Origin of the sequence: Paracoccus sp. MC1854 (genome assembly GCF_014164635.1) — a bacterium.
Classification (GTDB): Bacteria; Pseudomonadota; Alphaproteobacteria; order Rhodobacterales; family Rhodobacteraceae; genus Paracoccus.
Map to the genome: position 1 here is coordinate 1 of NZ_JACJFU010000109.1, position 1,461 is coordinate 1,461.

The following is a 1,461-nucleotide window of genomic DNA, read 5'->3' on the forward strand; positions in this document are numbered from 1 at the left end:
CGCGCGAACCTCACCTACATTCCCGACACCCGGCAACCGACGATCGCCGCGGCACTCCTGCCCCAGGTGGCGCCGGATGCCCTGCTGCTGTCCGACGGCGCGCCGCAATATCAGGCAATTGCCACCGCCGCCGGCCTGGGCTACTGGATGCTCGTTGGCGGGCGCAGGAGCTTCCGCACGCCGGCAACCTACCACCTGAACACCATCAACTCGCTCCACGCGAGGTGGAAGGAGTTTCTCAAGCCGTTCCGAGGTCCGGCGACCCGGAATCTCGACGGCTATGCCCGCTGGCTCATCGCCCGGCGGGAGGGATATCTCCCGGCATTCCGCAGGCTTCTCGCATGATCAGGAAAGAGACCAACAGGCTTTGCTGACATACTCCTCGACAGCGCCTGCGGCATCGCGGTCCACTCGCAGCTCGGCGCCAACCGCGGATATACCACGCTGGAACTCAAGGTCTCGTATCTGCGCGGCCTCAGCGAGCGCAGCGGGAAGGTGCGTGCGACCGGCCGAACCATCTCGGTCGGACGTCGCGTCGCATTCGCGGAAGCGACCCTTCACGATGGCGACGGCCAGCTGTGCGCGACGGCAACGTCGACGCTGCTCGTGTTCGACGTCGAGCACGAGCAACGCGCCAAGGATTCGCCCCTGATCGTGAGGGGGCAGCATGGCCACGGTTGACGTCGATCAGGTCGCCGCGCCCGAGCCGCGCGATGCGCTGACGGCGGGCCGACTGGTGCTGCTGGCAAGCCTGGCCGCACTGGGCGCGCTCGCCACCAACATCATGCTGCCTGCCTTTCCGGCGATGGCAATCGCGACCTTGGCGTGGCTCCGGGCGATCTGGCATGGACCCTGAGCAGCTTCTTTATCGTCTTCGCCGTGGGGCAACTGTTCGTCGGGCCGCTGGCCGACGCATTTGGACGAGCGCCCTTCGTCTTCGGCCGGCTGGCGGTGTTCGTCGCCGGCAGCGTCATCTGGGCGCTCGCGCCGACCTTGCCGGTGCTGATCGCCGGCCGTGCGATCCAGGCGCTGGGTGCCTGCGAAGCCTCGGTGCTGGCCCGCGCCAACGCCCGCGACCTCTATCACGGACCGCAGTTGACCCGTGCGCTGGCGCTGGTGATGATCGCGATGGCGGCAGCGCCGGGCTTTTCGCCGGTGCTCGGCACGGGAATGGCGGCGGCGTTCGGGTGGCGCAGCACCTTTGTGTTCGTTGCGGTGGCGGGCGTTCTCGTCGCCCTGCATGATCGGCTGATCGCCGGGGAGTCGCTCTCGCCCAGTCACCGCCGCCCGGCATGGCCGCAGGCAATCGTCCGCAGTTTCGCGGGGCTGCTTATCACTACTCTGCCAGGTTTTGTGGTAGTTCGGGGTGGTGCTCACGGGAGGTGCCGTGATGAGAGCAACCACAAGCCACTGGCGGGCTGCCTATGAGGCTTGGCTCGCACCTTTCCTAGCTCGGCTCGG

3 protein-coding genes and 1 pseudogene are annotated in these 1,461 nt (G+C 67.6%); all 4 read left to right on the forward strand.

What is annotated here, in order from left to right:
• A pseudogene (locus tag H5395_RS18270) lies at positions 1–345 on the forward strand (hypothetical protein); the annotation flags it as partial.
• A gap of 54 nt (positions 346–399) precedes the next feature.
• Positions 400–681: a PaaI family thioesterase gene (locus H5395_RS19675; protein ID WP_370576509.1), complete on the forward strand. Its 282-nt coding sequence runs from the start codon at positions 400–402 to the stop codon at positions 679–681.
• Complete coding sequence (locus H5395_RS18660; protein ID WP_220495133.1) at positions 668–856, forward strand: hypothetical protein; 189 nt, start codon at positions 668–670, stop codon at positions 854–856. Before H5395_RS19675 ends, H5395_RS18660 begins: the two co-directional genes overlap by 14 nt.
• On the forward strand, positions 826–1,428 hold the full coding sequence (locus H5395_RS18280) for an MFS transporter (protein WP_220495134.1): 603 nt from the start codon (positions 826–828) through the stop codon (positions 1,426–1,428). Before H5395_RS18660 ends, H5395_RS18280 begins: the two co-directional genes overlap by 31 nt.
• Positions 1,429–1,461 lie beyond the last annotated feature (33 nt).

What these genes read in the sequence shown, in the direction of transcription:
- H5395_RS18660 (WP_220495133.1), top strand. Translation starts at nt 668, where the DNA reads ATGGCCACGGTTGACGTCGATCAGGTCGCCGCGCCCGAGCCGCGCGAT.